This window comes from Methanobrevibacter sp. (assembly GCF_045126245.1).
In the GTDB taxonomy this organism is placed as follows: domain Archaea; phylum Methanobacteriota; class Methanobacteria; order Methanobacteriales; family Methanobacteriaceae; genus Methanocatella.
This window is the reverse complement of sequence record NZ_JBGVOG010000107.1, coordinates 1-25,110: the sequence shown is the minus strand read 5'-3', so window position 1 is coordinate 25,110 and position 25,110 is coordinate 1. Positions and strand designations below refer to the sequence as shown.

Annotated in this window: 26 protein-coding genes and 1 tRNA gene; 11 read left to right on the top strand and 16 right to left on the bottom strand. The window is 36.4% G+C overall.

Annotated elements, in window-relative coordinates; genetic code table 11:
- Window positions 1-4 precede the first annotated feature (4 nt).
- Window positions 5-1,114 carry an ABC transporter permease gene (locus ACJMLZ_RS07925; RefSeq protein WP_405305088.1) on the bottom strand — a complete coding sequence of 370 codons (1,110 nt, stop codon included), beginning with the start codon at window positions 1,112-1,114 and terminating at the stop codon, window positions 5-7.
- A 73-nt stretch (window positions 1,115-1,187) separates the two neighbouring features.
- Here ACJMLZ_RS07925 and ACJMLZ_RS07920 point away from each other — a divergent pair, with 73 nt between their 5' ends.
- Window positions 1,188-1,427 carry a DUF3781 domain-containing protein gene (locus tag ACJMLZ_RS07920; protein WP_405305087.1) on the top strand — a complete coding sequence of 80 codons (240 nt, stop codon included), beginning with the start codon at window positions 1,188-1,190 and terminating at the stop codon, window positions 1,425-1,427.
- A gap of 43 nt (window positions 1,428-1,470) precedes the next feature.
- On the opposite strand, the gene fbp is transcribed toward ACJMLZ_RS07920, so the two are convergent.
- Window positions 1,471-2,565 (bottom strand): fructose-1,6-bisphosphate aldolase/phosphatase, encoded by a 1,095-nt coding sequence (gene fbp / locus ACJMLZ_RS07915; RefSeq protein WP_405305086.1) that lies wholly within the window; start codon window positions 2,563-2,565, stop codon window positions 1,471-1,473.
- A gap of 135 nt (window positions 2,566-2,700) precedes the next feature.
- A complete protein-coding gene (gene thiI, locus ACJMLZ_RS07910) occupies window positions 2,701-3,855 on the bottom strand; it encodes a tRNA uracil 4-sulfurtransferase ThiI (protein ID WP_405305085.1) in 1,155 nt (384 codons plus the stop codon).
- A 231-nt stretch (window positions 3,856-4,086) separates the two neighbouring features.
- Here thiI and ACJMLZ_RS07905 point away from each other — a divergent pair, with 231 nt between their 5' ends.
- The gene (locus ACJMLZ_RS07905) at window positions 4,087-5,481 is read left to right on the top strand and encodes a carbon starvation protein A (protein WP_405305084.1); all 1,395 of its coding nucleotides are present in this window, start codon (window positions 4,087-4,089) and stop codon (window positions 5,479-5,481) included.
- Window positions 5,482-5,538: 57 nt separating this feature from the next.
- On the opposite strand, the gene alaS is transcribed toward ACJMLZ_RS07905, so the two are convergent.
- The 9 genes from alaS to ACJMLZ_RS07860 form a co-directional block, all read right to left on the bottom strand.
- Window positions 5,539-8,235, bottom strand: a complete 2,697-nt coding sequence (gene alaS / locus ACJMLZ_RS07900; RefSeq protein ID WP_405305083.1) for an alanine--tRNA ligase — start codon at window positions 8,233-8,235, stop codon at window positions 5,539-5,541.
- Window positions 8,236-8,803: 568 nt separating this feature from the next.
- Window positions 8,804-9,109: a 50S ribosomal protein P1 gene (gene rpl12p / locus ACJMLZ_RS07895; protein WP_405305082.1), complete on the bottom strand. Its 306-nt coding sequence runs from the start codon at window positions 9,107-9,109 to the stop codon at window positions 8,804-8,806.
- Between the two features lie 58 nt (window positions 9,110-9,167).
- Window positions 9,168-10,178, bottom strand: coding sequence for a 50S ribosomal protein L10 (locus ACJMLZ_RS07890; RefSeq protein WP_405305081.1), 1,011 nt, complete (start codon window positions 10,176-10,178; stop codon window positions 9,168-9,170).
- Window positions 10,178-10,816 carry a 50S ribosomal protein L1 gene (locus tag ACJMLZ_RS07885; protein WP_405305080.1) on the bottom strand — a complete coding sequence of 213 codons (639 nt, stop codon included), beginning with the start codon at window positions 10,814-10,816 and terminating at the stop codon, window positions 10,178-10,180. The genes ACJMLZ_RS07890 and ACJMLZ_RS07885 overlap by 1 nt, the downstream gene beginning before the upstream one ends.
- Before the next feature lie 178 nt (window positions 10,817-10,994).
- Entirely contained in the window at window positions 10,995-11,477 is a 483-nt protein-coding gene (locus ACJMLZ_RS07880; RefSeq protein WP_405305079.1) for a 50S ribosomal protein L11, read from the bottom strand.
- Window positions 11,477-11,947: a transcription elongation factor Spt5 gene (locus ACJMLZ_RS07875; RefSeq protein ID WP_405305078.1), complete on the bottom strand. Its 471-nt coding sequence runs from the start codon at window positions 11,945-11,947 to the stop codon at window positions 11,477-11,479. Before ACJMLZ_RS07875 ends, ACJMLZ_RS07880 begins: the two co-directional genes overlap by 1 nt.
- Before the next feature lie 265 nt (window positions 11,948-12,212).
- A complete protein-coding gene (locus tag ACJMLZ_RS07870) occupies window positions 12,213-12,392 on the bottom strand; it encodes a protein translocase SEC61 complex subunit gamma (protein ID WP_405305077.1) in 180 nt (59 codons plus the stop codon).
- 133 nt (window positions 12,393-12,525) lie between these two features.
- Window positions 12,526-13,662, bottom strand: coding sequence for a cell division protein FtsZ (gene ftsZ, locus ACJMLZ_RS07865; protein ID WP_405305076.1), 1,137 nt, complete (start codon window positions 13,660-13,662; stop codon window positions 12,526-12,528).
- A gap of 125 nt (window positions 13,663-13,787) precedes the next feature.
- Entirely contained in the window at window positions 13,788-14,360 is a 573-nt protein-coding gene (locus ACJMLZ_RS07860; RefSeq protein ID WP_405305075.1) for a pyruvate kinase alpha/beta domain-containing protein, read from the bottom strand.
- Between the two features lie 77 nt (window positions 14,361-14,437).
- Here ACJMLZ_RS07860 and ACJMLZ_RS07855 point away from each other — a divergent pair, with 77 nt between their 5' ends.
- From ACJMLZ_RS07855 to ACJMLZ_RS07825, 7 genes are all read left to right on the top strand, one after another.
- Window positions 14,438-15,322 carry a coenzyme F420-0:L-glutamate ligase gene (locus ACJMLZ_RS07855; RefSeq protein WP_405305074.1) on the top strand — a complete coding sequence of 295 codons (885 nt, stop codon included), beginning with the start codon at window positions 14,438-14,440 and terminating at the stop codon, window positions 15,320-15,322.
- Window positions 15,323-15,468: 146 nt separating this feature from the next.
- Window positions 15,469-15,990 carry a transcription factor E gene (tfe, locus tag ACJMLZ_RS07850; RefSeq protein WP_405305073.1) on the top strand — a complete coding sequence of 174 codons (522 nt, stop codon included), beginning with the start codon at window positions 15,469-15,471 and terminating at the stop codon, window positions 15,988-15,990.
- Between the two features lie 6 nt (window positions 15,991-15,996).
- Window positions 15,997-16,485 carry a TIGR00295 family protein gene (locus ACJMLZ_RS07845; protein ID WP_405305072.1) on the top strand — a complete coding sequence of 163 codons (489 nt, stop codon included), beginning with the start codon at window positions 15,997-15,999 and terminating at the stop codon, window positions 16,483-16,485.
- A 4-nt stretch (window positions 16,486-16,489) separates the two neighbouring features.
- Window positions 16,490-17,398 (top strand): DUF5591 domain-containing protein, encoded by a 909-nt coding sequence (locus ACJMLZ_RS07840; protein WP_405305071.1) that lies wholly within the window; start codon window positions 16,490-16,492, stop codon window positions 17,396-17,398.
- Window positions 17,399-17,488: 90 nt separating this feature from the next.
- Complete coding sequence (locus ACJMLZ_RS07835; RefSeq protein ID WP_405305070.1) at window positions 17,489-17,773, top strand: iron-sulfur cluster assembly protein; 285 nt, start codon at window positions 17,489-17,491, stop codon at window positions 17,771-17,773.
- A gap of 113 nt (window positions 17,774-17,886) precedes the next feature.
- A tRNA-Ile gene (locus tag ACJMLZ_RS07830) sits at window positions 17,887-17,961 on the top strand.
- 122 nt (window positions 17,962-18,083) lie between these two features.
- Window positions 18,084-18,620: an amino acid-binding protein gene (locus tag ACJMLZ_RS07825; protein ID WP_405305069.1), complete on the top strand. Its 537-nt coding sequence runs from the start codon at window positions 18,084-18,086 to the stop codon at window positions 18,618-18,620.
- Here the strand turns inward: ACJMLZ_RS07825 and ACJMLZ_RS07820 are convergent.
- On the bottom strand, window positions 18,614-18,901 hold the full coding sequence (locus ACJMLZ_RS07820; protein WP_405305068.1) for a HypC/HybG/HupF family hydrogenase formation chaperone: 288 nt from the start codon (window positions 18,899-18,901) through the stop codon (window positions 18,614-18,616). The two genes, ACJMLZ_RS07825 and ACJMLZ_RS07820, sit on opposite strands and share 7 nt — an antisense overlap.
- Window positions 18,902-18,975: 74 nt before the next feature.
- Between ACJMLZ_RS07820 and ACJMLZ_RS07815 the strand changes: the two genes are divergently transcribed.
- Complete coding sequence (locus tag ACJMLZ_RS07815; RefSeq protein ID WP_405305067.1) at window positions 18,976-20,271, top strand: FAD-dependent oxidoreductase; 1,296 nt, start codon at window positions 18,976-18,978, stop codon at window positions 20,269-20,271.
- A gap of 5 nt (window positions 20,272-20,276) precedes the next feature.
- On the opposite strand, the gene ACJMLZ_RS07810 is transcribed toward ACJMLZ_RS07815, so the two are convergent.
- The 3 genes from ACJMLZ_RS07810 to ACJMLZ_RS07800 all read right to left on the bottom strand — a co-directional run bounded on the left by ACJMLZ_RS07810 (window position 20,277) and on the right by ACJMLZ_RS07800 (window position 23,439).
- Window positions 20,277-21,326, bottom strand: coding sequence for a glycosyltransferase (locus ACJMLZ_RS07810; RefSeq protein ID WP_405305066.1), 1,050 nt, complete (start codon window positions 21,324-21,326; stop codon window positions 20,277-20,279).
- Entirely contained in the window at window positions 21,323-22,297 is a 975-nt protein-coding gene (locus ACJMLZ_RS07805; protein ID WP_405305065.1) for a cell wall biosynthesis protein, read from the bottom strand. The genes ACJMLZ_RS07810 and ACJMLZ_RS07805 overlap by 4 nt, the downstream gene beginning before the upstream one ends.
- Before the next feature lie 83 nt (window positions 22,298-22,380).
- Window positions 22,381-23,439 carry an mRNA surveillance protein pelota gene (locus ACJMLZ_RS07800; protein ID WP_405305064.1) on the bottom strand — a complete coding sequence of 353 codons (1,059 nt, stop codon included), beginning with the start codon at window positions 23,437-23,439 and terminating at the stop codon, window positions 22,381-22,383.
- Between the two features lie 197 nt (window positions 23,440-23,636).
- On the opposite strand from ACJMLZ_RS07800, the gene ACJMLZ_RS07795 reads away from it, so the two are divergent.
- Window positions 23,637-24,830 (top strand): RNA-guided endonuclease InsQ/TnpB family protein, encoded by a 1,194-nt coding sequence (locus ACJMLZ_RS07795; protein ID WP_405305063.1) that lies wholly within the window; start codon window positions 23,637-23,639, stop codon window positions 24,828-24,830.
- Window positions 24,831-25,110 lie beyond the last annotated feature (280 nt).

Below are 25,110 nucleotides of genomic sequence, written 5' to 3'. Positions count from 1 at the left end.
CACCTCATTCATACCTCAATGCTTCTGTCGGAGGCAATTTTACCGCCTTGATTGCAGGATATAATCCCCCTATTATTCCAACGATTATGGCGATTGAAAATGCCTGGATAAATATCTTAGGAGTGAACACAGGATCCAATCCGATTTTCGGACCTAAAAGCAGGCATGCCAAAAATCCGACAATGGAACCAATAATGGCCGATACGATTGTAATTACCAATGATTCGCCTATAATCATTGTGAGTATTTTTCTGTCAGACCATCCGACTGCCTTTAAGACACCGATTTCACGAGTTCTTTCAAATACTGACATGAGCATTGTATTGATGATTCCAAGCCCTCCAACGACAATCGCCAAAAGTGAAATTGCCCATGTTGATGCTTCAAGCATATTGAGCATGTCTGCCATCTGCTCCATTTCCATGACTGATGTGATGGTGGTGATATTGTCACCATATTTTTCATCAATACTATCTGCAACCTCTTGCGGATCTACACCTTTTTTAACTTTCACATAAATATTGGATATTGAATCCTCATCATCCATCAAGTCTCCAACCTTTGAAATTGATGTAAACACACCGCTGGCCATGCTTTGGTCACCGGTTTTATAAATTCCCACAATTTCAAAATCTTCGCGGTTTATCTTAATGCTGTCTCCTACAGAATAATTGTTGTCTTCAGCATATACTTCTCCCAAAATGGCTTCAGATGCATTATCCTCAAATATCCTACCTTCCTTCATTGAAATATCTGCTAATGTTGTACCATTTGGGTCAATACCAATCAAAGTATTCATATAATCATTACCAACCGAAGTCAGGACAACATAAATAGGATAAGCTTCATCAACTCCGCTTACATTGGCTATCTTTTCTGTCCAATTTGAGCTTATGGTATTTGTTCCGTATGCGGAATCTCCTGTTTCCTTTCCCGAAATGGAAAAATCGGCACCTCCCGCATGTACTGTTTCTTCAAAGGAATTAATAAGACCTTCTGTGATTCCACCAAGAGCAACGATGACAAAAATCCCGATAGCAATACCTACGATTGCCAGGATTGCGCTGTTTTTCCTCCTGAATGGATTTTTAAGAATGAATTTTAAAAATGACATAATAATTAATTAGATTGTAATATATAAATAACTAATTATACAATGAATCAAGATGCAAATATGAGGTACTGAAATGCATAAAGATGAATTACTTGAAAATATCGATAAAATCCATACCACCGAAATGGGCGTTGGAAGGATTTGCAGAAATCTAGAAATTGATGAAGAACCTGTGAACTACTGTATAAACAAACTTAAGCAGGACAACTCTGTTGTTACAAAAGAAGGAAAAAACTATTATGTCAATGTCGATGACTGCATAATTACAATTAACTCAAGCAGCTTTACAATAATAACTGCACACAAAAACTAATTTTAAAAAAAAGTAAAAAGAAGAGATGAAAATCTCTTTAAATCTAATCCATATCTTCAAATCTGGATTCTAATTTTTTCATTACACCAGGAAGTGAAGTGTATTCCATTTCTTCAGATGGTAATCTGTGAGGTTCAAATGGACCGTGTCTTCTGATGTAAGTTGCAATTTTAGCAGCTTGTTCACGGGTTGGGTCAAATGCAGGGTCATCGAATAAGTCTACAGGACCGATTAATTCACCGTTAGCTACTTGGAATCCTAAACCGATTACTCTAGGTGGTCCGTCAAATCTGATTGGGTTTGCTTCAGCTTCAGAAACAGGCATTAATGGACCGTTGTGGGATCCTCTCATCCATCCACTTACCATGTGTGGGAATGCAAATGGATCTACACATTCACCGTTTGCAGGGAAACCGGATTGTGCTCTTACGATACATGCTGGGTCGTCCTTACCAACGTATTCACCAGCCATTAAGTTTAATCTTTCAGTACTTATTGCAGCTGCGATTTCACCGTTTTTCTTCCATACTCTTTTAATTACATATCTTCCGGTGGAACCGATTAATGCAAGCAAGTCATACATTTCTTCAGGACAGTTTAAGATAACTTTTTTGTGTTCGATTACATCGAATACTTCAAATTTGAATCCGTCGTGTAAGCTTGGGTCAATTACAAGACCTGCAGTGTTGAATGGGTCTGCAAACATTCTGAATACAGGTAAGTTAAATGCGCCCGGTTCGGTTTTGTCACAGCAGAACACCAAAACAGGATCGGATGGTCTTTCTTCAAATTCCATTTCTGCTACACCAGGACCCATACCTTTGATGTTTCCTGAGAAAGTATCGGATAATAAGTCTTGACCTGCACCGTATAATTTTAATTCACGTGCTCTTTCAGTAGCTTTCATGAATGCAGTGTATGCAGTTTCGTGAACTTCTTCATTTTCTTCCCCTTTATCATGGGTCATAATTAAGTCTATGTCGTCTCCGCAACGGGAGATGTAATAATCTTTCAAAATACCAGTGTCTAATGCGTCGTTTAAAACGCTGTCACAAATATCCATTAATTCTGGGTGTGCGACACAGTGTCCAGACACACTTCCAATATCAGCTTTAATTACACTAACAGTAGTTTTCATAATATAACCTCATTAGTAAATTAGTTATTTACTAGACATATATTATTTATTTGGTGTATACTATTTAATTATTATGATTAATGAGGTTATTTAAAAAAAATAATTATAAAAAAAGTAAAAAAAATGAGCAAATGCTCACTCTATTTTTCTAATATTTTCAAAAGCCTTTTGGACTTCCGCATCCTGATTCATATCTTCACAGGCTTTTGCAACCCTTTCCAAATCTGCACGGGTTTCAGGGTATTTTGGAACTGCACTGCATCCGCCGTCATCAATTTTGGATATTTCAAATGTCCCGATTTCCTTAGCAATGGCAGTGATTTCCTCCTTATCAAGGCCAATCAGAGGACTTAAAATTGGCATGCCGACACCATGACGGGTGGCCAAGATATTGGATAAGGTCTGTGAAGCGACCTGACCTACGCTACTGCCGTCAACGATTGCATCAGCCCCCAATTTGACGGCTAATTTTTCGGCTATTTTATACATTCCGGATTTGCACAATACGCAGGTCATCTTTTCGGGAGCCTTCTCCTTTGCAACGGCCAGGTATTCCCCATAGTCGATTACACGCTTTTTGATTGGAGTGCCTTTGGCATAGATATTTAGCTGGTCCACCAATGCATTAAAGTTTTCTGTCACTTTTGGACCTGAAAACGGATCATTATTGCAGTGAAGCGCCACTACCTCACAACCCCTTTTCATCATCAGATATGCGGCAACAGGAGAGTCAATGCCGCTTGATAGAAGCACAACAACTTTTCCCTGTGTTCCCAATGGAAGACCTCCAGGCCCTTTAATCTTTTCATGATAAATATAAGCATCATCATCCCTGATTTCAACAAAAATAGTTAAATCAGGATTTGTCAAGTCTACTGGGGCTAGAATTACACTTCTTACAACACCCCCGCAATGAGCAGCCATCTCTTGGGAGGTAAAGTCATGCTTTCCTACCCTTCTGCATTTAATGGCGAATTTTGTGTTTTCATCCAATATGTTCTCATCAATCAACTCTTGAGCGTAGGCAGATAATGTTTCGTCAATGTCTCCATAATTAGCATTTGTTGAAACAGCTGGAGAATATGAAACGACTCCGAATACTCTGTTTAACTTTTCGATTCCTTCACTGAAATCTTCAGGGCGGATGTATATTCTTCCCTGATTCCTGTCAACTTCACATTCAAAAGTAGCCTTAATATTTTTAACTAGCTTTCTTTCAAAACGTGACCTTATTTTAGGGCTTTTAAGCCCGATTTCACCATATCTTGCAATAATCAAATCATAATTCATTCAAACAACTCTTTACATTAAGTACACGCTGGAAAAAAATAGCAATCCCTTCAATACTAGTTTTTTAAAATATAACAGCAATTATAATTTTTAAGATTAATAATTAATATAATTAATCAATATTTTCCCAAGAAAAGAGAAATCATTTTTTTGAATAATATACAAGTTAACAATTTTAAAAAAAGAATAATGGCTTTTTGATATATTTATATAATTTAAAGAATTAAAATTATGATTATGTATAGTTTTCTGATTTGTTTTGTTGCATTGGTTGCTTCATATTTTATTTATGGGAAATTTATAGAAAGAGTAGCAGGTGTTGATGAAAATATAGAAACCCCAGTACAAAGGCTGGAAGACGGTGTTGACTTTATGCCAATGTCCAAGATTAAGGCATTTTTAGTTCATTTCTTAAATATTGCAGGTTTAGGACCAATATTTGGAGTCATACAAGGTGCATTGTTTGGTCCAGCAGCGTTCTTATGGATTACATTAGGTACAATTTTTATAGGAGCCATACATGATTTCTTCTCAGGATTCATGTCCATGAGAAATGACGGTTATACAATGCCGAACATCATTTCCAAATATCTTGGAACAACAGTGCAGAAATTCATTGCATTAGTTACCATATTTACAGGGATACTTGTTGCGGCCGTTTTTTCAACAGGGTCTGCAGCTTTGATTGGAGATTTGACAAGCACTCCAGTACTTCTTTGGACCACACTAATATTCATCTACTTTTTAATTGCCACATTGTTCCCGGTCGACAAGATTATCGGCAGGGTCTACCCGATTTTTGGAGCGTTATTCTTGCTTATGGTAATACTGATGACAGGGTCATTAATCCTCAATCCATCATATACAATACCTGAATTTACAACACAAGGACTATACTTAACTAACAAACCTATATTCCCATACTTATTTGTTACTATTGCTTGCGGAGCCATTTCCGGTTTCCACGCATCACAATCACCGATCGTTGCAAGATGCATAAAAACTGAAAAAGACGCAAGACCCGTGTTTTTCGGCGCAATGGTTTTAGAAGGCTTAACCGCTCTTTGTTGGGCTGCAATTACATTGGCATTCTTCCATGGCCAACCGCAACTCGCAGCAATCTACGGCGCAACCCCAACAATTGCAGTACATGAAATGGCAACAAAATTACTTGGACCGATTGGCGTAGGGCTAGTAATCATTGGTGTCGTAGTCTGTCCTATTACCACAGGAGATACTGCACTTAGAAGTTCAAGAATTACAATAGCTGATGAGCTGCATTTAAATCAGGAAAAACTAATTTCAAGATTGCAAATTGCAGTGCCTTTATTCTTGGTATCATTTGCATTGACATTTGTTGATTTCAGCCTTGTTTGGAGATATTTCGCATGGGCCCAATTAATAATCAGTGTGGCAGTGCTGCTTTCAGGAACCGTATATTTAATTAAAAAGGAAAAACCCTATATCATTACACTGGCACCGGCAATTGTGTGCACCCTGATTACATTCGGATATATTTTACAGGCCCCTGAAGGTTTGAGATTGCCTGCAATGATAGCGAATATAATTTCAGTTATTGCAACAATAATAGTAACGGCAATATTCATTAAAAAATACAAAAAATAGTTTAATGTTAACCGCTGAATTAAATATTTTAAAAAAAAAGAGATTAAAGGATTTGAATTATCCTTTAATTAAATCAACTGCAGTTTGAATAGCTTCATCCATTTTATCAGCGTTTTTACCTGCACCCTGTGCGAGTGTCAAACGGCCTCCGCCGCCACCGCCCAATACGCCGGCTGCAGTTTTGATAATCTCATTGATTTTAACTCCACTGTCAATGGCTGCTTGTGAAGCTGCTCCAACAATCTTACCATCATTGTTTCCCATAACAACCACATCCGCCTTACCGTTATCAGTAAAATCTGTAGCTATCTTTTGAAGCTCCTTAAAGTCACCGTCAATGAGTTGTGAGACTACTTTCAAGCCATTGATTTCAGTGAAATCATCTGCAAGGGAATTCATTTTTAGGGAAGCTATTTCTGATTTTAACTTGTCGATTTCGTTTTTCTGTGCTTTCCATTCGCTGAAGAACCTGTCACATGTTTTCGGCAATTGGTCATTTTCAACCTTGAAAATGGCTGAACTTTCACGTAAAAGTTCACCGTCATGCTGCATTGAATCAATTGCAGCCAAACCTGCTGAGAAATCAATCCTTTCAACACCATCCTGAACCCTTTCGGTTTTGTTGATTTTGATTGGTCCAACAACACCTGTTCTTAAAACATGTGTACCTGCGCATGCCTGTACATCAATTCCAGGGATTTTGACTACACGAATCATTTTACCGGGAACAATACCTCCCTGATAAAGTACAAATCCATACAATTCCTGTGCTTCATCTCTTGTGTGGAACTGGATGTCCAAATCGATGTTGTCCATGACGTATTCATTTGCAAGCTTTTCGATTTCGTTGAGTTCATCCTGTGTGATACGCTTGTAGTGTGATAAATCAATACGTGCTCTTGTAAGGCCGTTTTGTGAACCTGCCTGCCAAATGTGCTGACCCAACACTTTTCTTGCAGCCGCAATGACAAGGTGGGTTCCGGTATGGTGGCGCGCAAGTGTAATTCTTCTCTCCCAGTCAAGTTTTCCGATGACTTTTTTGCATACTACATCATCTTTGATGTCTCCATCTACATGATGCAATACGACATTGTTGATTTTTTCAGCATGATTCATTTTAAAGACATTTCCGTCAATGGAAACTTCACCTATGTCGGAAGGTTGGCCTCCTCCTTCAGGGTAAAACACTGTTTTATCAAAGATGAGACATTTGTCTCCATCCTTCTCGACTAAACCTAAAACTTCAGCATCAAACTCTTTTTGGTAGAAATCTTTATAGAATAACAATTCTGTTTCAGGGAAGTCTACTTTGAATGTGTCTTTTTTGTTGGTTGTATCCTTCTCATGAGCCCCTGCAACCTGTGTGAAGAAGTTGTCCGGAACATTTACAGTAAAATCATCACCGGCCATTTCAACAACAGTTTCCGGAGGAATTCCATGAGCATCATACAAATCGATTAACATTTCAAGAGGCATTTCTGATTTGCCCTCTTTTTTAAGCCTTTTGATGGATCTTTTGACAATGCTTCTTCCTTTCTTGACGGTTGCGGCATATCTTTCTTCTTCTAAAGTGATGATATTCATGATATGTTCTTCTGAATCACGAATTTCTGGGTAGAATTTTGATAAAAAGTCCAATTGGATTGCCATTACATCAGCTAACGATTCTTTCATGTTTAAATCTTTCATGAAGCGGATTGTTCTTCTTAAGACCAGCCTTGCAAGGTATCCTTCCTTGACGTTTGAAGGGATGATTCCGTCTGCAAGCATGAAGGCAAGGCATCTTGTGTGGTCTGCGATTATGTAGATTGCCTCCATAGGCTCTGCTGCTTTTAAATAATCATCTAGGGAAAGGTTTAGGCTGTCTGCCACTTGCTGTCTTAGCTCTTTTAAGTCCCCGATGTCTTCGATATCCATCATTCCTGCGATTTGGGCATTTCTTCCCTGGATGTCCTCGTTGATTTCGACACCTGTGAGCTCTTTGAGCTTGTCCACGACCGGTGCAAAACACGCGTCATATGCTGTCGGAGTTCCCTGTGAAATCCAAGCTATCCTTTCAAGACCGTATCCTGTATCGACAACCTTGATTGGGATTTCCTTTTTGGATCCGTCTTCTAAAGTTTCATATTGGATGAACACTAAAGTTGCAAGCTCAACGCCTCTGCAGCACACTTCGTAACATGGTCCCTCGTTTCCTCCTCCTGCCCACCAAGACTTGATGAAGGTGACCTCTTCTGTGTTGATTCCGATGTGTGCAAAGAATTTGTGGCATAATTCAATTGTACGGTCTTCCCAGTAGATGAAGTCATCTTCCTTGTTGATTACCGTATGTGTTCCCATTGTAAAGCAGGTCATGTGCCTTCCTGTACGTCCGACATTGTCGACGTCGTTGAGCCTTATTGAAGGCTGTGCCATTTCGATAGGGTTTGCAGGCGGTTTTACCAAACCTGAGGTAATCCAAGGCTGGAAGCAGAAAATGGATGCTCCAACAAGGAATACATCATCTCTCCACCTTTTTGCAAGTACAGGATATCTGTGGACATGAGTGTGTCCTTCGCTTTCCAAAAATTCTCTGAAAACCTGCTGGACTTCGTATAGATTGTACGGCTTGTCGGTTGCAGGGTTTGCGATAAAGCCATACTCATCACACGGAGCGTCCCCACAGGTGTCTCTGTCTACCTGAGAGTAGAACTCCTGTCCGCAGGTTTTACAAGTTTGCTTTTTATAACCAAGTTTATCAAAAATTTCTACCATATAAATCAGTTCAAAATATTTATTAGTATATACTATGTATTTTGTTTAATAAATAAATTTTTGATGATGGGTAGATTTATGGGATTTTTGATTAAGTTAATTGTAAAACAGAATGTTTAACTCAATTGATGAGTTTTTATTCATTGAGTTCTTTTTCAAGATGAGCTATTAAAGCATCAATTTTCTCAATCTGAAGTCTGAACTCTTCTTCTCTTGGAGTGTTAGCCACTTTTTCTAGCTTTTTTTGAAGTTCCAAAAAATATTCATTCTAAAATCAATAGTGACTCATTTTAAAAACAATGAAAATACCTTTCATATAGAAAACTATTTTGAAAAAATTAGATAAATTGTTTCTTATAGAAAACTATTTTAAAAATACAAAAATCATAAAGAATCAATATGGTTGAAAGAAAAAATTACCTGGACAAGATCAACCAATCTCATGAACACATCAACATCACTAATTTTCTAAGAAATCCAAATATTTAAAAATAGTTTTAAGTAAAAATAAGCGAAATTTAAGTAAAAAAAGAAAAATAAAAAAAAGAAAGGTGATAGATTAAAAAATCTATCCGAAGAGAGCACCTAATCCAGCTGCTGCTTCTTCTTCAGAAGCTTCTTCTTCTTCCTCTTCTTCTTCCTCTTCTTCTTCAACAGCTTCTGCTACTGGAGCTGCAGCTGCAGGAGCTGCTGCTGCAACAGCTGCGGTTTCGATAGCTTCTTCGATGTCAACATCTTCTAAAGCTGCGATTAATGCTTTAATTCTAGCATCATCAGCGTCGATACCTGCTGCTTCAATAATACTTTTAACATTTTCTTCGTTAATATCTTTTTCTGCACTGTGCAAAATCATTGCCGCATATATATATTCCATGTTATCACCATTAATTTTTTAAAGTGTTAGTTCTTAAATAATAAAAATTTATATTAATTTAACCGAAGAGAGCTCCTAACCCAGCTGCTGCTTCTCCTTCGCTATCCTCTTCTTCTTCCTCTTCTTCCTCTTCTTCAACAACTTCTTCCTCTACTACTGGAGCTGCTGCTACAGCAACATTGGAAAGTTTTTCTGCTAATTCATCGTCAATTGCACCTTCAACATCAGCAATTGCAGATGCAATAGCTAACATTCTAGCATTTACAAGACCGAGAATTGGTTCTGAAGTTTTGGAAGTCAATATAGCTCCTTCTACACCAACGCTGACAGCTCTGGTATGTGCGAGAGATAATATTGCGGAAATAGTTTTTGTTGTAGGTATAGCTGCATTTACAGATAAGTTGAATGCGCCTGAGAACGCTTTTTGTAAATCTGCTAATGTTTGTTCTTCGTCGATTGCAAGCACATCGGAAGTGTAAATAGATCCTTCTTCGTATACTGCTTTTAAATCGATTCCTACTTCCATAGGATTAATATCCATTCTTGATAAAGTAGCTGCTACTTGTTTAGATACTTCTTCACCTGCTTTTACAACAACAGTGTCTTTTTGTACGCAGATTTTACCTTTATCAATTTTTGCAGGAATTCCAACTTGTTGCAATTCACCTAAAAATGGACCTGGTTCGAATCCTGTGTCACCGCTTGGTACAACAATATCGTCAGGTGCAATAGTTCCTGGTTTTGCAGGAGCTTGGGTTTTGCTGTCTTCCAATATTTTGTACAATTTGAAAGGATTCATTTCAGTTGCGATAAGAGCAATTTGACCATCCATATGTCCGGATAAATCAACAATGTTGTTTTTATCAGCATTACAATCTTCAAGAGCTAAATCTATGAGATTCTTTTTAGACATTCTGATAACAGCTTTGCCGTTGAGAGATTTTCTCATTTCTTGGAGCTGTTTTGCAGGAATGTTTAATAAGTCGACAATACCGATTACATCGTATTTGTCAATAATCCCTGAAAGCTCTTTAACTTCTTCCTTTTTCCATTCAGCAACATGAGCCATTAGATCACCCTCACTACTGGTCCCATAGTTGTTTTTATAAACATGGACTTGATTTGACTTCTTCCTTTTTCTAAATTGCGGTCTAAGACTGTAAGAACAGTTTCTACATTTTCTGCTATGTCTTCAGCTGCCATGTCTTGGCTTCCGACAACAATCTGAATACTTGCTTGTTGTTTTACACCAACTTTGACAGTACTTTGTAATCTATCTAAAAGAGGATCCAATTTGATACTTGCAGGCACTGGTTTTGGCATTTTTCCACGAGGTCCTAAAACTGGACCTAAGAATCTACCAACTAGTGGCATCATATCAGCTTGAGCTACTAAGAAATCAACAGAGTTAGCCATTTTTTTAGCTGATTTTCTGTCTTTTCCGAACTCTTCTAAATCCTGTTTGTTGATTACAACGTCAAGACCAGCATTTTTAGCTTGAACAATGAGTTCCCCGTCAGCTATGACTCCGATTTTAACATCTTTGCCACGGCCGTTAGGAAGAGTAACTTCCTCATTAAACCTATTTTCTGGCTTTCTGACATCTAAGTCGCGGATATTAATAATAATATCGACAGACTCAGTGAAGTTTCTCGGCTTAGATTGTTCTTTAGCCTCCTTCACCGCGTTTACTACATCTTGTGTCATATTCATCCCCCATGAACATTATTGTTCATTGGATTTTTTTTGGTTTCATGAGTATCGATTACTAAGAAAAAAATTCTTAAACGATTGCATGAATTAAAAACAGTATATCAATTATAATCGCAATTATAACATCATATACACTGCATTTATTAACTTAATTTAATTAAAACGACCATATCTATTCTACTAAGATATCATCGTATACTCCAGCATCTACATCTTTCTGTGCTTCTCTTGGGTCTTTACCGTCAACGGTTAATCCCATACTTACACAGGTTCCCATAACTTCTTTTGTAGCCGCTTTGTAATCGTTAGAAAGTAATGAATCAAATTTCATTCTAGCAATTTTTAAAGCAGTTTCAATTGGCAAGTCGTTAATGATGTCTAAACCTGGCTCGTGAGAAGCTTTTTCGATGCCTAATTCTTCCATGATAAGAGCAGTTGTTGGCGGAGTACCAATTTCAATATCAAATTCTTTGGTATCTCTGTCAATGATAACTTTAACAGGCACTTTCATTCCAGCAAAGTCAGCACTTTTTTTATTGATTTCTTCAACTACTTGCATCATGTTAATACCGAAAGGTCCTAAAGCTGGGCCTAATGGAGGTCCAGGAGTAGCGCTTCCACCTTCGATAAGAACTTCGACTGTATCTTTAGCCATCAGTCAGCCTCCTTTTGAATTATTCTAATTTGATCAGCTTTAACAGTAACCGGAATAGGTACTGCTGCTTCTATTAACTCTAGAACGACTTCTTCACGTGATTCATCAATACGAACCACTTTCGCCCTTTCTCCTTTGAACGGTCCAGAAATAAGCTCGACAATACTTCCTTTTTGAATAGAGGAAATAATAGGCTCCGGTTTTAAGAATCTTTTTACTTCATCAAAAGTAATTCCTACACTACCTTCTACAACACCTCTTAAATGTTGTACTTTCAAGTCAGGATTTCTAAGATCTATTTTTGTTGAGGATTCAACTAAAATATACCCTTTTAAAGATTCCGGAACAAGAATTGAAGAAATGCCTATACCGTCGATTGTTTTTGCTTTACGCGCTAGAAGTCTAGCAACATTCCTTTCTTGACCTGCAGAGGTTTTAAGAGCATATATGGAACTATTAGTATCTTCCATGAAAAATTCACCTATTTCATAATTTACTGGTTAAAATCATACATTAAGTTAAAAGTTATTTGAAGCACTGCAATCCAAAATTGCAGGTTCTTAGGTAATTCACATAAGTGAAAATTGACTAAGCTATCCCCCAGCTTCCCTAGGTTCTAATAATATCATATAATTGATTATAGTTACGACTTACAAGTCAAAATCTAAATCAAAAAGATACAAAATTATTACAAAATTCTATTATAATTTATTGGATCAAAAATGGTTAATTGTTTTATAAACCAATTAATGAGCCTAGTAAAAAAATTGCAAATCCGATAACACCAACAATGACTACGCCTATTGATGTGACTTTTGCAAGCTCTATGTATTCTTGCCTGTCTGGCTTTCTTGATACTTTCAATACTCTTTTACTGTCTTTAATAAATTTATTAAAACTTTCTTGTACATTCATTTTAAATACCCAAAATTAAAAAAACTATGGAACCATAGTTTAATGAATTATAATAAAATAATAGTAATAAAATAATTTATATTTTAAACATTAATAAATGTTTGCATTATTGAAAAAAAATAAGAAAATGGAATTAGAAGATTCCATCTATGAAATCATCTAATTGATCATTAGCTGATTCAGAATCAACTTTTTCTTCAGCATATTCAATTTCAGGTTCATTGTTGGTATCATAATTAGTTTTAATGCCTGAAACGACCACAGTGGTCCTAACCATATTTTGAAGGCTTTCATCAATTTGAGTACCCCAAATAATGTTGGCCTCAGGATCTAATTTATCAGCAACAACTTGAACAATCTTTTCTGCTTCATGTAAAGTTAAATCAGAACTACCTGATATGTTAACTAAAGCACCAGTAGCATTTGAAATGTCAATGTCTAATAATGGGCTGCTTAATGCTTCATGTACAGATTCTAAAGCTCTGTCTCCAGAATCGGATTCGCCCATACCAATCATAGCCATTCCAGAACCACTCATGATACTTCTAATATCTGCAAAGTCCAAACTTACAAGACCTCTTTTAGTAATTAGTTCAGTAATTCCTTTAACTGCTCTTCCAAGGATTTCATCAGAAACCATGAATGCCTTGTTTAAAGGTAAGTTTGGTGCAACTTCCAGTAATTTATCATTAGGTATAATAATAACAGTGTCTGCAGATTCTTGAAGTTTTTCCAAACCTTGTTCTGCATTTTCCCTTCTTTTAATTCCTTCAGCAGAAAATGGCAAAGTTGCAACAGCAACAGTTAATGCGCCTAATTTTTTGGATAATTTAGCGATGATTGGAGCTGAACCTGTACCTGTTCCCCCACCAAGACCGCATGTGACAAATACCATGTCTGCGCCTACTAATTCATCTCTAATTTCATCTTCACTTTCTTCAGCACATTCTTCACCGACGGAAGGCTCTCCGCCTGCCCCCAATCCTTTTGAAGTTTGTCTACCCAATAATATTTTTTTGCTGGATTGACTGTAAAATAAATCTTGAGCATCAGTGTTTACCGCAATTGTAGTTGCTCCTTCGATACCCATTTCGTTTAATCTTGAAATAGTGTTGTTACCTGCTCCTCCAGCACCAACAACGAAAATTTTAGTTTTAACACCATCCATTATCTTGATAAGCTCATCATCTATGTCAGAAGCGAGTTTATCTGGTGTTTTCTCTTCCATTCTTTGTTCGGATTCTTTGATTGCATCATCTATAAATTTCACGAATTAACCCCACATACTCTGCTATTATAATTAATTGTTAAATATTTCTATTGCAACTAATATTTAAATGCAACTACTATTTAAAAAATATGAAAAAAATATTTTCTATTTCATAATATATTAAATTAATCCCTTGGCATTGCAATGATTTCATGAATCTTCATATCAAATAAATTCTTAGCATTGACCGGAGTTAAGATAACCGCACTGTCAACGCCGTGACCCCTGCCCCCAATGGCAATGATCTCTTCACCAGCAGGAATCAAACCGGCATCTGCAGCCATTATTGAGATTTCAGCTGCAACCTTAATACCATGAGAAAACATTCTGAAAGTGTCTGCAACAACATCTAGCGGAGAATATCCTCCGTACTTATTGGTTACGCCCCTTGCAGCACCGCTGAATGCATGCAATCCGAATAAAGTGACAATTCCTTCAGCTTCCAGTTTTTGAATCATCTCATCGGAAATATCGGATTCGTTTTCTCCGCTGAAACCGTAATGATGAGTAACATTGATTATTTTCACTCTATCTCCAACCGCATCAGCTAATTTTAAAGCGGATTCACCAGTTGCAGAAGCAATCACAATGTGTTTAATGTTTTCAGCCAAATCCAATTTATCTTTAACAACCAAAATCAATTCATCTGTATAATATTCGCCTTCCTTATCAAAATATGTAATGAATTTTCTTGCCATATTAACACCATATAAAATTATAAATAAATCAATAGCATTATACTATATATTAGACAATTTGTTTTAAAAAGATTTTTATGACAGGCAAAGAATTAAAAAATACAAAGCATGTGATTAATGGAGATTATATAGTAATTCCCATCGAAACGGGATATATCAAACCTAATGAAAATTTGGATTCAATCATTAATCCTGCAAGGGAATTAATAAGGGATGGCGATTATTTGGTAATAGCAGAAACACCAATTTCAGTTTCACAGAACAGACTCGTCGATGAATCGGAATATACTCCTTCATTAACCGCCAAATTTTTAACAACAGTTTGGAGCAAATACCTTTGGGGATATGTTTTTGGACCTTTGCTTGGAATCAAAAAAAGGACAATAAAAAATCTCAGGAAACTTCCTGAAGAAACCAAAGCACACAAGGAAGTGGTTTTGCAGTTGTATGGGCTAAAACATGCTTTGAAACCGGCTTCGGAAGCGGGAATTGATTTGAGTAATGCGCCGGGAACATTCGTTTCGCTGCTTCCTGAAAATCCCGAGAAGGTGGCCAAAGAAATCAAATCCGAAATTGGAAAGGACATCTGTGTTTTGATTATCGACACCGATGCGACATACATGAAAAACGGCAAATATTTTACAGGCCTGCCGATAGCCATCGACGGCATTGAGGCAGACAAGGGATTTTTCGGATATCTGAAAGGACAGCTGTCTGAAAATATGGGATCAACCCCTCTGGGATGCAGTGAAAATATAAGCGTTGAAGAAGGATTGAAAATGGCAAACATTGCAGAGGATTATCAAAAATCATTGTCAACTGAAATGAAAACAATCCACAGCGTAAAGGAAGTCCTGGGAGCCGAAATTGATGAGGTTACAATTGAGGATCTCGATTCAATAACACACACCCCTGCGGTAATCATCAGAAAAAATAATATACCAGTCAATTATCCAAAATAGCTTAAAGTTTATATTAATTAGTTATGTTTTTATAATAAAAAAGACATAACTAAACATTAATTTTAATAAGTTATCATAATTTTAGTTTATTTTTTTATATCTTCAGTATAGATTAAAAATGATAATGAGACTTTAGGGGAAATTAAATGATAGATGATCCATTAGTAAAGACTTTATTGACCAATGTTGTTGAAGATGAAAGCAATTTACCTATTGTTCAAGCATTAATCGATGGAATTGAAACCGATGAAGAAATTGCTAAAAAAACTGGAATTAAATTAAACATCGTTAGAAAAATACTTTACAAACTTTATGACATGGGATTAGCTAGTTATAAAAGAAGTAAAGACCCTGAAACTCAATGGTTCACATATTCATGGAAATTTGAAACCGAAGAAGTGATCACACGTATTATCAAGGATTCTGAAAAATACTTAAAAATGCTTAATGATGAATTGGAACGTGAAGAAAACAATATGTTCTTCATATGCCCTCAAGGCCATGTGAGACTTGATTTCGATGAATCCTCAGACTATGAATTTTTATGCCCTGCATGTGGCGAAGAACTTGAATTCCAAGACAACGCACAAAATATCGAACAGCTGAAAGAAGACATTAAAATGGTTGAAAGTAATTTTAATTCATTTACTCAAAAAGTCCAGAAATAAGATAAAATGGAAATTGAATTACTTGAAAAGGAAAATACTCCCGAAAATGTTATTCAACATTCTCTAGCTGTTTTAAAGAAAGCTATGGAAATAGCGGCTAATTTTGATGATGCGGATAAGGACCTTATTAGAAAAGGTGCTCTGCTGCATGATATTGGAAGATCCAAAACACATGGCATAACCCACGCAATTGAAGGCGTGAAAATCGCTGAAAAATACGGTTATGGAAAGGATGTTTTAAACATTATCGAAAGACATATCGGTGCGGGAATTACTGAGGATGAAGCCGTAAAACTTGGCCTTCCGAAAAAATCATATCTTCCGGAAACCCTTGAAGAGAAAATCGTGGCCCATGCAGACAATTTGGTCAGCGGCAGCGAAGAAGTGGACATTGATTTCGTCATTGAAAAATGGAAGAGAAGAATACCTGACAGTGAAGACAATATTAAAAGATTGCTTAAATTAGATAAAGAGCTGATAAAAGATTTTGAGTGATAATATGAAAGTTATATGTTCAAGTGAAGAGTCTTTGTACCGCCCGGAAGCAGTGCGATGGAGACAGAGAATGGAAATGATGAAGCCTCTTGGAGATACCGTTGTCTTATTGCCCTGCAGCATGAAAAAACCTTATTCAAATTCAAAATCCCATCAGAAATTCAGAAAGATTACAAGGTCATTTCAGGAACTAATTGTGACATCCCCTTTTGGAATCTGCCCACGGGAACTTGAAAATACCTTTCCCATTCAATCCTATGACGTCAGCACAACAGGATCATGGTCACAGGATGAAATTGACGAAAGCGGAAAACTAATCAAAAGTTATTGTGAAGGAAAAACCATAATTGCCAACCTCAGCGGAGGTTATTTGGAATGCTGCGAACAGCATGTGGATGATTTCATCAATGTCTGTGAAGATGGAAGACCAACATCACCAGAATCACTTTATAACTTAAGAATGGAACTTAAAAATCACCAAAGAGTCAACAGAAGAGAAAAAACTCTGCATGAACTAAGGTCAATTGCAATGTATCAATTTGGTGAGGAAGCCTATGACTTTATCCCTGAAAATGTTAAAACAAAAGGAATGTATCACAAAAGAATACTTTCCAACGGTAAGCAATTGGCTTTGCTCAATAAGGATCATGGTTTATTTAGACTGAATCTTCCCGGCGGAGAAATATTGAAAGATTTGAACATTAATGTTGTAAACATCGATTTCAATCTGGAAACCAATACCGTGTTTGCACCGGGAATCGAAAAAGCGGACCATAAAATCATTCCAAACGATGAAGTCGTTGTTGTTCGCGGAGATGAAGTCGTTGGCGTTGGAAAAGCAATAATGACCGGCCGTGAAATGGAAGAATGCACCAATGGCATCGGCGTTAAAATAAAGCACAGATTAAAATAGAATTTAATTTCAACTTAATCAAACAAAACATATATAAAGATAATTAGTAATAATTATAACTACAATCAATAAAGTATAGGAGACTATATTATGTCAGAAGAATTAGTAAATGATATAAAAAATGCTGTTTCTGTAATTAATGACCCTCATATGGGAATAAGTATTGTAGAAATGGGCATTGTACAAGATATTACCGTAGACGGCGATCAAGCTGAAATTATACTTAAACCTACCAATCCAGGATGTATGAGTATTACCCGTATTGCAGCTGATGCAAAAATTAGAGCTGAAAGCGTTGAAGGTATTGAAAAAGCAATAATCACCGTTGAAGGACATGCAATGGCAGACTCCATTAACGAAATGATTAACAGATAATTTTTTTTCAAAACTTATTTAATTTCTATATATAATCTAATTACCGAAAAGATTATATATAGCTATTAATATAAGTATAAGTGTTGACAGTTAACTGTCGTGACTATTTTTATAGGCTAGTGGCACAGCTTGGTTAGCGCGCTCGGCTGATAACCGGGAGGTCATGGGTTCGAATCCCATCTAGCCTACTTTTAACTTACTTTACTGAATTTAGACTATTTTAGATGATTTTATCTGATATTACTTATTTTAAATAACATCCCTTTTTTGAAATAACTAGTTTTATATAATTACTTCAACACAATATAACATGAATGTACAAAAAGTTGGAGCGATGATATTTATCTGGGACAAAATTAATGAAAAATTCAAAAAATATCCTGCACGTATAAGGGTTGCCGAAAAAATGATTGAACTGGGATTGTCTTTAAGTGAAGACGGCAAGATTTACTGCGGAAATTTAAAAATAAGCGACAAATCATTGGCTACTGCAACAGGCGTTGATAGAAGAGTGATTAAATCAACAATTGAAATCATAAGAGCCGATGAAGAGTTAAATAATATTTTCAGCAATATTGTTCCTGCAGGAACCCTCTTAAAGAATATAGCGAAAAACCTTGGATTGGGCGTTGTAGAAATAGAAGTCGGATCTGAAAGTGAAGGGATCCTTGCAGCTACTGCAAATATAATATCAAAAGAAGGAATCGATATAAGACAGGCTTATGCCGAAGATACCGAGCTTCAAAAAGTTCCGTCATTAACCATAATCACTGAAAAACCAGTGAGCGGCGAAATAATAAATGAATTTTTAAAAATAAAAGGAGTAACAAGAGTGTCAATTTACTGATTTTCAATCTTTTCTAAATGTTCCATTCTTGCTTTTTCCATTTCTCTGTCTTCTTCTTCAAGAAAATCTAAAAGTTCTTCCCAAGCTTCTAAAGATTCTTTAGCAGCTTCTTCAGTTAATTTTTCAATTGCATAACCGGCATGGATAAGAACGTAATCGCCAACTTCCACATCAGGCAATAAGTCCATTTTAGCTTCCTGTCTTGCTCCACCAAAGTCGGCATACAATCTATTTTCTTCTTTGTTAATTTCAACAATTTGAGCAGGTGCTGCAATACACATTATTCCATCTCCAAAATTTAATATATAAATTAATTATTACATAATATTATATAAAATTATCTAAGGGTGTTTTAATGAATAATATTGTTATCGGATCTGGACCTGCGGGAAGATTAGCTTCCCTGCAACTTGGAAAACTTGGTGAAAACGTTACTTTAATTGAAAAAAATCATATAGCCGGAACCTGTCTAAATGAGGGATGTATGGTCATTTGTGCATTAACCGACATTACAAAATTTATCGATTCCAACAATAGATTCAACAATCACGGATTTATCAAAAGTCAAATGGACATTTCCTATGGTAAAATCGTTGAAAAAATTGTTGAAACCCAGAAACTACTTAGAAAAATAAACCAGATGGAAAATGAAAGTGTAGGCAATGACATTGTATATGGTGAAGCCAATATTGAGGGAGATAGCGTAAAAGTAAACAACGAAAGCTTTGAATATGACAATTTACTAATAGCTACAGGAGCCCGCCCATTCATTCCGAACGTGAAGGGCAGTGAATACGGACTGACAAACAAGGACATTTTAAAGCTTGATGATGTTCCCGAAAAATTAAATATAATCGGAGGGGGAGTCATAGCCTGTGAAATAGCCAATATCTACTCCACCCTCGGAAGTGAAGTCAACGTTATTGTAAGAAGCAAATTCCTAAAGGAACTTGGGCAAAACGCAAAGGAATATGTTTTGAAAAACATACTGCAGGACATTGACATTTATGAAGACACAGGCATCAAAGAGGTTTTCAAAAACAAGATACTGACCGATAATGATGATGAATTAGACGGCACCCCATTTTTTGCAACAGGAAGAACCCCAAACAGCGAAATTGCAGAAGGATTTGTTGAACTGAACCCTGACAGAACCATAAAAGTCAACGAAATGATGCAAACCAGCGCTGAAAATGTATATGCCGCAGGAGATGTTACCGGAGGACATCTATTGACCCCAGTGGCAAGAATGGAAGGCATAACCGCAGCAAGAAATATGGCAAACTATTCCAATAAGGTGAGTTACAGCTGCATTCCTCAAACTCTCAGTTTGAACATGGAAGTGAGCTTTGTTGAAGATGAAAAAAACGAATGCGAAGATTTGGAAACCATTGGAATTCCAGGAATTGCAGGTCCCGGCTCATTTTGGAACATATTAACCGGCGATACAGGATATACCGAAGTGGAATTTGACAAGATAAACAACAAAATAAAAAGAATCAACTCAATATCTCCATCTTCCCCAAGTGATGTGGCATATCTGTCCTATCTGATGAGAGAGGGATATGATTTGGATGATTATGATGAATTTTTAGAAGTTCATCCTTCAACTGATTCAAATTACAAAATTATAAAGAATATGTGGTTATAACGCCACTATTCCAATTCTTTTAGCATTTTAGTTGCCATCTCCTCACCGGCTTGAGAACAAAGCTTGGCATATTTATGAGTATTCTCCTTTAAGGAGTCCATATTTTCAAATGCCTCGTCAATGCTTTTGCATACGTCTTCGACTTCAGATTCTATGATGGCTCCTTTATAGACCCCAGCCATATTCTGATATCTTCCCCATTTGATTCTGGTTAGTGCAACAATTGGGGTATTTGATGTTAATGACTCTTCAATTGAAATTCCATCATCGGTCAAAACGGCCAAATCAACGAATTTGAATAAATCGTTGAGCCAGTCGATATAACCTGCATAAATAACTTTAGTGTCATCTATCGAATCGAGATATTCCTCCTCAAGAGGCAACCCCACCAGAACCAGATTATATTTATCGGCATGCTGTGAAGCCAAACTGACCGCATCCACCATGCCCTTGAAAAGAGAGGAACCTGAAGAAAATAAAACAGTTTTCTTGTTTTCATCAAAGATGGAAAATTCCTTAAGTTTCAAAAGAGCTTTGTCAACATCGCCCTGACCAATATTGTCGGACAACGGATAATAAGACCTTTCCATATTTTTTGGAAGTGAATCCCAACGGAATATATCAATTTCAGGGAATAAAAAACATTTATTGAATTTTGGACAGACTTTTGAATCCAACGGAGTAGATATTAAAGAAAAAGCAGGTTTTCTTGCAAATTTGGATCCCAATGAACCTACAATAGCTCCACCACCTAAAACTCCGACAACAAAATCGACGTCTAATTTTTTGATAAGCTTTCTGGCCTTGAAAGTGGCACCTATTAGCTTTAAAGCACCTTTGGCTGCAGATAACTTAGTGGCGGCATGCCCTCCGGCCTGAGGGATGGATATTTTATGCCATGAATAACCATTCTTTTCAAATAATGTGCCTATAGCGGATTCATCCAATGCTATTTCGCATTGCACACCCTTTTTTTCTAATGCTTTAATCGTGTTAATCGCAATAGCAGCATCTCCGCCTAATCCCCTGCCGGTAACAACAAATAAAGCTTTCATAATTTTCTCCCAAGTCTAGGCGGTTCATTTTTCCTTCTAGAAACCCTGTAATGTATGGTCTGTTTTGCATAAGGATTATATAACAATCTTCTAAAGCCCAACATAATCAATATTGGATGTTCGACGGAATATTGCCTGTCTTCCAAAACCAATTTCCTGATTAGGTCTCCCAATCCTCCACCGGTCAGCACATCCATAAAGTAATCTCCGAAAGTCGGATTTAACAGTCCGAGGTTTTGTCTGAAGAATACCCTTAATGTATTGCGTCTGACAAATGCAATTAAAGCTGTGGTGACTATTGCCATGAAAATCAGCCACCAAACTCCGCCAACCAAATAGAATGCTGCTCCCAATGCTATACCGAATGTATGGTTTCCCACTTCACCCAACATGATTTTTCCTGAAAAGTCAAGAGGGCAGTAACCTAGACACACCACTAAAATCAGTAATGGAGTGTATACAGCTACCAGCTCGGCTGCCGGAGGTGAGTTAATGATTATCATAATTAGAATAGTTAAAACTGACATGATGATTGTCACGATACAAGTTGATCCCGGCTGCATATCTGAAATATTGAGGGGCTGAACCATAAGAGCGATGATAATCGCGGAAATCCCCAGACCTTCAAGAAGTCCGGCAATCATAACCAATAAGATTCCAAATCCCCTTGAAAGCTGACCCCATTCAATTCCTAAAGGTGCGCATTTTTTTCTTCCCATTACATCGTCAATGAATGCAAAAATTCCCATAATCAAAACCAGATTATTAAATCTTGGGATTAAATAAAAAGATAATATGATGAATGGAACTAAACCAATGGCTCTCGGAATACCTCCACGGACATTAGGATATAAATTTCCAAGATATCCCCTTTTGCCAAGAAACTCGAATATCTTATCTAAAACTAGGGTTCCTGCTGCTGATAGAATAAAAACATAAAGCAATGCAATAAAAATTGACGAATACATCATATTTATCAACTAATCTATAATTCAATTATTTATAATAAGATATAATACTTTATTCTATATAAATTTTGTATTACTTTCAATTATCAAATTTCATACCTCAAAATTGCGGCCATACCTCCCAAACTTTCCAATTGTTTGCCGCCTTCATGCTCACTGCTTATAACCATCACTTCCCCTTTCATGTTTTCGACCATGTCCATCAAATCGCCCATATTCTCACTGGCCACTTTAGTATCCAAAACTAAAAGTTCGCTTACGGCCCCCATGTTGATTGCATTTTTTGTTTCTTTTAACCCGTAAGCTATTTTGGATGAGTTTTTCCCTATTTCTGAAAGAAGATTGTCAATGGCCATCATTTCCAGGGCCACCCTGTTTTCTGAAGTTAACTTTTCAACCGTTCCCTTTTTGAGAACCTCCGAAATTCCAACGCGGCCTCCAGAACCGGTACTTTCAATGATTGCAATATTTGCCAGATCCTTATGCTTTTCCTTCAGATAATCATAAAAGTCATTCTTGACAAAGCCCGGCCCCGCAATGACAATGTTTTGGATTGAATCGAATTTGACTATTGACTCAATTACCTTTTCATAAAACTGGATAATGTTTTTCTGCCTGTTTTTATCCAGTATCCTCTTGCCTGAGACTGAACCCTTAATCGGACCATAATATTCAATGCCGAATTGTCTCATCAAACCTAGTGTTGCGGTATCATCTTCCAGAACTACAATTATTGCAGATAACTTTTTAGAGGCATCAATAGCCTGATTAAGTCTTTTGATTGCCCATTTTGGCCATTTTTCCTTTCTGATGGTGATTGGGGTGTTGAGCTTGACTTCGAGAGTATGATGGGATCCCAACGGAATCAGGTCTTCGGGACCTCTTGTAATGACACCCGTCAGTCTTAATTTTCCTGTGAACAAATGAAAACTGATATTTTCAATGTCTAATCCCAAATAAAAAGTTTTTTTAACTCCCCTATCGCTTCTGAGTTTATCTCCAGTATTGTCCTGTATACGGCGTGTTGTTTTGGAAGATGCATTGTCACCAACTTCAACAATATGTGACAAATGCCATAAATCATCCAATGTTTCTGGAACAACTTCAATAATTCCCTCTTTTGTATCCTGTTTTATAATTTTCATAATATTCAGAAATATTTTATCTCAATAGTGAAAGAATACTCTGACCTCTTTAAGGTCGGAGATGAATTTCACAAAAAGGCATCTGAAGATATTAGTTTTCAAATGCTCTCTCTATTTCTTTATATATTATTTATTATTTAAATTAGTTTATAATTAATTTTAAAATTATCTCTAAATGGAGTTTTAAGTGTTTTTTTATGAAATGTGTTAATCAGGGTTTGAAGGTTAGGTTGTATCCGGATGAGGATATGGTGGTTAAAATTAATCAGAATATAGGTAATTCTAGGTTTACATGGAATAAACTCTTAGAATACTATAAAGAAACCTATAAATTATTCAAATTCCATGGTTACAGTAAGCTGAAATGCAACATGACCACTTTTAACGCCATGTTAAATATGCTCAAAAAAGAACATGATTTTTTATACTTAAGCGAATCATCAACCCTGCAACAAGTTTATAGGGATCTTATACATGCTTATAATAAGTTTTTCAATGGTGAAAGTGATTATCCAAGATTTAAATCCAAAAAACATGATAAAAAAGCATTCAGAATACAAAACAATGGCAATATAAAAATCAAACCTCATACAATTATTTTACCAAAATTGGGAGGGGTGTATTACAGGACAAGTAAAAAATATCGTGAAAAATTAAAAAAAGTTAAAATCAATAATGTGACAATTAAAATAGAAAATGGAAAATATTACGCCGTATTTAACATCGAAACTGAAATACCAGAATTTCCTAAAACAAAACAATTCGTCGGAATCGATTTAGGTATGAGAACACTAGCAACACTCGACAACGGACTAAAAATAGCCAATTTAGACGTTACCTACGAGGAAAACATGATCAAAAAATACCAAAAAAGACTATCCCGAAAAAAACACAACAGTAATCGATACAAAAAAACACTAAAAACCTACTGGAAATGGATAGACCAAAAAAAGAACAAAATCAATGACTACTACCACAAAACAACCACAAAAATCGTAGAAAAATACGACATAATCATACTCGAAGACTTAAACATAAAAGGAATGTTTCAAAATCCTCGCTACAGTCCAAAATTACAAAAAATCGCATGGAAAAAATTTGTCGAAATGCTCAAATACAAAGCCGAAATATACGGAAAAACACTAAGACAAATCAGCAGATGGTACCCATCAAGCAAAACATGCAACAACTGCGGATACTACAACAAAGACCTAAAATATGAAACAGAATGGAAATGCCCACAATGCCAAAAAATACATGACCGAGACATAAACGCCGCTAAAAACATTCTAAAACAAGGATTAACAGATTTAATCAATGAAACAATGAACCTCTGGAGCAGGGGGGATAGCACGGTAATCCTACTCTCGTGGGAGAGTATCAGCCCGTGAAGTAAGAATCCTCGACTTCACCAAAGTCGAGGTAGTTCAATATTTTTGAAAAGCACCTTCAAAGCAAGGATTTCAGCCAAAAACTAGTTATTGGGTGGAAGGCAAATATATTGGATGAGTAACATGGATACTGTTTTTAGCGATGAGAATGATGAAAGATTTCTGAAGCTTGTGGATGAGCTTGACCGAGGATATTATGAACGCATCGGCGATGAGCTGTCAAAATACGATAGTTATAATGAGTTTAAAAATCCTCATGTTGTCCTATTGGCATTGGATA

What these genes read in the sequence shown, in the direction of transcription:
- ACJMLZ_RS07925 (WP_405305088.1), bottom strand. Translation starts at nt 1,114, where the DNA reads ATGTCATTTTTAAAATTCATTCTTAAAAATCCATTCAGGAGGAAAAAC.
- ACJMLZ_RS07920 (WP_405305087.1), top strand. Translation starts at nt 1,188, where the DNA reads ATGCATAAAGATGAATTACTTGAAAATATCGATAAAATCCATACCACC.
- fbp (WP_405305086.1), bottom strand. Translation starts at nt 2,565, where the DNA reads ATGAAAACTACTGTTAGTGTAATTAAAGCTGATATTGGAAGTGTGTCT.
- thiI (WP_405305085.1), bottom strand. Translation starts at nt 3,855, where the DNA reads ATGAATTATGATTTGATTATTGCAAGATATGGTGAAATCGGGCTTAAA.
- ACJMLZ_RS07905 (WP_405305084.1), top strand. Translation starts at nt 4,087, where the DNA reads ATGATTATGTATAGTTTTCTGATTTGTTTTGTTGCATTGGTTGCTTCA.
- alaS (WP_405305083.1), bottom strand. Translation starts at nt 8,235, where the DNA reads ATGGTAGAAATTTTTGATAAACTTGGTTATAAAAAGCAAACTTGTAAA.
- rpl12p (WP_405305082.1), bottom strand. Translation starts at nt 9,109, where the DNA reads ATGGAATATATATATGCGGCAATGATTTTGCACAGTGCAGAAAAAGAT.
- ACJMLZ_RS07890 (WP_405305081.1), bottom strand. Translation starts at nt 10,178, where the DNA reads ATGGCTCATGTTGCTGAATGGAAAAAGGAAGAAGTTAAAGAGCTTTCA.
- ACJMLZ_RS07885 (WP_405305080.1), bottom strand. Translation starts at nt 10,816, where the DNA reads ATGACACAAGATGTAGTAAACGCGGTGAAGGAGGCTAAAGAACAATCT.
- ACJMLZ_RS07880 (WP_405305079.1), bottom strand. Translation starts at nt 11,477, where the DNA reads ATGGCTAAAGATACAGTCGAAGTTCTTATCGAAGGTGGAAGCGCTACT.
- ACJMLZ_RS07875 (WP_405305078.1), bottom strand. Translation starts at nt 11,947, where the DNA reads ATGGAAGATACTAATAGTTCCATATATGCTCTTAAAACCTCTGCAGGT.
- ACJMLZ_RS07870 (WP_405305077.1), bottom strand. Translation starts at nt 12,392, where the DNA reads ATGAATGTACAAGAAAGTTTTAATAAATTTATTAAAGACAGTAAAAGA.
- ACJMLZ_RS07860 (WP_405305075.1), bottom strand. Translation starts at nt 14,360, where the DNA reads ATGGCAAGAAAATTCATTACATATTTTGATAAGGAAGGCGAATATTAT.
- ACJMLZ_RS07855 (WP_405305074.1), top strand. Translation starts at nt 14,438, where the DNA reads ATGACAGGCAAAGAATTAAAAAATACAAAGCATGTGATTAATGGAGAT.
- tfe (WP_405305073.1), top strand. Translation starts at nt 15,469, where the DNA reads ATGATAGATGATCCATTAGTAAAGACTTTATTGACCAATGTTGTTGAA.
- ACJMLZ_RS07845 (WP_405305072.1), top strand. Translation starts at nt 15,997, where the DNA reads ATGGAAATTGAATTACTTGAAAAGGAAAATACTCCCGAAAATGTTATT.
- ACJMLZ_RS07840 (WP_405305071.1), top strand. Translation starts at nt 16,490, where the DNA reads ATGAAAGTTATATGTTCAAGTGAAGAGTCTTTGTACCGCCCGGAAGCA.
- ACJMLZ_RS07835 (WP_405305070.1), top strand. Translation starts at nt 17,489, where the DNA reads ATGTCAGAAGAATTAGTAAATGATATAAAAAATGCTGTTTCTGTAATT.
- ACJMLZ_RS07825 (WP_405305069.1), top strand. Translation starts at nt 18,084, where the DNA reads ATGAATGTACAAAAAGTTGGAGCGATGATATTTATCTGGGACAAAATT.
- ACJMLZ_RS07820 (WP_405305068.1), bottom strand. Translation starts at nt 18,901, where the DNA reads ATGTGTATTGCAGCACCTGCTCAAATTGTTGAAATTAACAAAGAAGAA.
- ACJMLZ_RS07815 (WP_405305067.1), top strand. Translation starts at nt 18,976, where the DNA reads ATGAATAATATTGTTATCGGATCTGGACCTGCGGGAAGATTAGCTTCC.
- ACJMLZ_RS07810 (WP_405305066.1), bottom strand. Translation starts at nt 21,326, where the DNA reads ATGAAAGCTTTATTTGTTGTTACCGGCAGGGGATTAGGCGGAGATGCT.
- ACJMLZ_RS07805 (WP_405305065.1), bottom strand. Translation starts at nt 22,297, where the DNA reads ATGATGTATTCGTCAATTTTTATTGCATTGCTTTATGTTTTTATTCTA.
- ACJMLZ_RS07800 (WP_405305064.1), bottom strand. Translation starts at nt 23,439, where the DNA reads ATGAAAATTATAAAACAGGATACAAAAGAGGGAATTATTGAAGTTGTT.
- ACJMLZ_RS07795 (WP_405305063.1), top strand. Translation starts at nt 23,637, where the DNA reads ATGAAATGTGTTAATCAGGGTTTGAAGGTTAGGTTGTATCCGGATGAG.